Here is a 2,672-nt window from a genome sequence, read left to right as displayed (position 1 = left end):
ACCGCACCCGGACAGATCAAACCATCAACTCAATTTACCCCTTGCAGCGCAGGGGCCATCCACAGATGACAGCGCCCCCGAGGCCGCCGTGGGCTGAGAACACCGCTTACGGTCTTCCTGCGGCTTTACCTTGTGCGCGACGGTCATCGAAAGCAGGCCAAGCGCTATTTTTCGTCGTGTAAGCCAGTAACATTGCCGCGCCGTAGGCCCCGAATCCAGCGGCAAGCGCCACAATGGCTCGAACTGAGGTCTCGAGGGGCACAAACCGCATCACCACCCCCCATGCTATTACGAGCGGCACCTGCATAAGCAGCGCTCCGGCAGTGCTCTTTAGCACGCCAGCAAGAGTGGAGCCGATCATTCTGTCGAGCAGAATTTGCCGTATAATTGCGCTGATAGCCTTGGCGCCCGCCACTGCCGCGGCCGCGCCAGCCATTCCTGCCCAGAGCACTCCGAAGATCAAGGCAGGCAAAAGGATTATGACTGATGTGAGTACGTTCAGCGTAAAATCGAGCCCAGGCCGTCCAAGCGCTTTGTATACCGTTGACGTTGCGCCTCCTGCAGCGTGGATCATTACTGAAACAGCGAGCAGCTGCAAAGGTATTCCCATTGCTCTCCAATCCGCACCTAAGAATACCGGCGTGAGCACCGGCCCGGCCAAGATGATCGCGACCATCACTGGGAATATGAGCAACGCATTCCATGAAGCTGTACGAATGTAGTAAAATCGCACTGCATCGTGATCATTTTGAATAGAGGAGTAATGGGTAAACATGACGCGATTTAGGATAGACATGACATTCATGCGAACTATGTCTGTTACATAGAATGCTAGAGAGTAAATACCAACTTGGCTCTGAGAAAGAATGCGTCCTAGTGTGATTACGTCCAAGTTTCGAGAAATAGAGACGAATAAGTCATTGGCGAACACAAAGCCGCTATAGCCTATCATCTCGCGAAACGTACGACGGTCAAGCCGGAAACGGGGGCGCCATTCACTTAGCCGCCACATAGCAAACGCCAGAATAACTTGGGCGGAGACCGCCTGAACCACCAGCGCCCAGACATTGCGATAGAATACGAGCACAACCACTGCCGCGACTAAGCTGAGGAGGGTGGACACAATGCGCGCAACCGTTACCGTACGATAGTCGCGTGCACGAAATAGTAAGGCGCGCGCGATACTGGCTGTCGGCGTGAATAGAAAAGATACACCAACTACCGCCGAAATTATACCAACCCTCTCGCTACTATAAAACCATGCCGCAAGTGGCGCAATAAAAATAAGATTGATAACAAAGAGCGCAGTGGAAATTAAGGTCGAGGCGCTATAGGCGGTATCCACCAGTTCCGGTGTAAAGCGATCCTCTGCGCGCTGGATGATGGTAGCCGCCATGCCGAACTCGTTAAACACCTGAACGATTGCGACGGTGGTTAGCGCTAGTGCGAACACGCCGAACTCGGCTGGAACGATAAAGCGTGCAACAACTAGTCGAAAGAGGAAGGCAGAGCCGGCAGACACTAACGTGTCCGCGGCCGTCCAGGCAGCATCACGCTTCAGAGACTGGGACGCTTTTCGCTTTACCGCAGGCGCCTCATTATTGATTGCTTCAACCATATCGCCCGGACAACGCTCCTTGCACCAGGAGCAGGCAAGCGTCGGCCCACTCGTTAGTATGCGAAAGTCACTCCGCGACAGTAACAGAACTGTCACAATAGATCAGGGATTTTAACGAACTCCGGAGACGCTACGGGGTGGGCTCCGAGAGGTGGCTTGGCAAAACTGCACAGCGGGATAAGTGGATTTTCTGCCTGACTGCGGCCAGGGTGGGAGTGAAAGTGCTGCAGTAGGTCCTTGTTCTTGAACGGGTTTGTGCCGTCAATTACAAGTCACTCCCACGCCTGCTCGCTCACTTTTGACTCGCTAGCCCGTCCTATTCATGAGGCTGCCGCTTCGTGCTGGTCAGACGGCGATGTGGCGGCGCCTGATTGATCAAGGCGCACGCCGGCGGCGGCGTTTTTCACCGCGGCAGGACCAATGGGCTTTTCGAGGTACTGTCAGAGGAACTGCACCGGATAGCGACTAGGTGCGGAACGGGGTAGGGCAGGTGCATGCCTCGTCCGCGCAAACCAGCCAGTCCCTTCCGGTACTTCAACTCTTCACCTGAGGTAATCCGTCTAGTGGTGATGATGTACGTCCGCTTCCCGCTCTCACTCGGGAATGTGGAAGACCTGCTCTTCGAGCGCGGGATCGACATCTCACACGAGATGGTGCGCTTCTGGTGGAACAGGTTCGGCCCGCTGTTTGCAGCCGATATCCGGCGCCAGCGGATCAACCGGATGCGCGGCTTTCGGCACTGGCGCTGGCATCTCGATGAGATGTACGTGAGGCTCAACGGCGAGATGGTCTACTTGTGGCGAGCCGTGGATCACGAGGGGGAAGTGCTCGAAAGCTACGTCACGAGAACCCGCGACAAAGCCGCTGCCTTGCGGTTCATGAAGAAAGCGCTGAAGCGGCACGGCAAGATCGAAGCGATCACCACTGACGGGCTGCGCTCGTACAAAGCCGCCCTGACCGAGCTCGGGTGTCAGCGAAAGCGGGACTGTCAGGAATTTCGTGTGTGGCGGGCGGTTTGAATATTACGCCGCCATGGCTCTGATGAAGCGCTCGC

The 2,672-nt window shown here is 55.9% G+C and carries 1 protein-coding gene and 1 pseudogene; one reads left to right on the top strand and one right to left on the bottom strand.

Annotated features, from left to right (window positions below; translation table 11 throughout):
- Positions 1–106: 106 nt before the first annotated feature.
- A complete protein-coding gene (locus tag ELY13_RS14780) occupies positions 107–1,618 on the bottom strand; it encodes a lipopolysaccharide biosynthesis protein (protein WP_126174638.1) in 1,512 nt (503 codons plus the stop codon).
- Positions 1,619–2,112: 494 nt separating this feature from the next.
- Here ELY13_RS14780 and ELY13_RS14775 point away from each other — a divergent pair.
- A pseudogene (locus ELY13_RS14775) lies at positions 2,113–2,604 on the top strand (IS6 family transposase); the annotation flags it as partial.
- Positions 2,605–2,672: the final 68 nt, after the last annotated feature.

The organism is Altericroceibacterium xinjiangense, assembly GCF_003958635.1.
GTDB lineage: Bacteria > Pseudomonadota > Alphaproteobacteria > Sphingomonadales > Sphingomonadaceae > Altericroceibacterium_A > Altericroceibacterium_A xinjiangense.
This window is presented reverse-complemented; position numbering and strand designations above follow the sequence as displayed.

Excerpts from the sequence above, each read along its gene's own strand:
- ELY13_RS14780 (WP_126174638.1), bottom strand. The coding sequence starts at position 1,618 with ATGGTTGAAGCAATCAATAATGAGGCGCCTGCGGTAAAGCGAAAAGCG.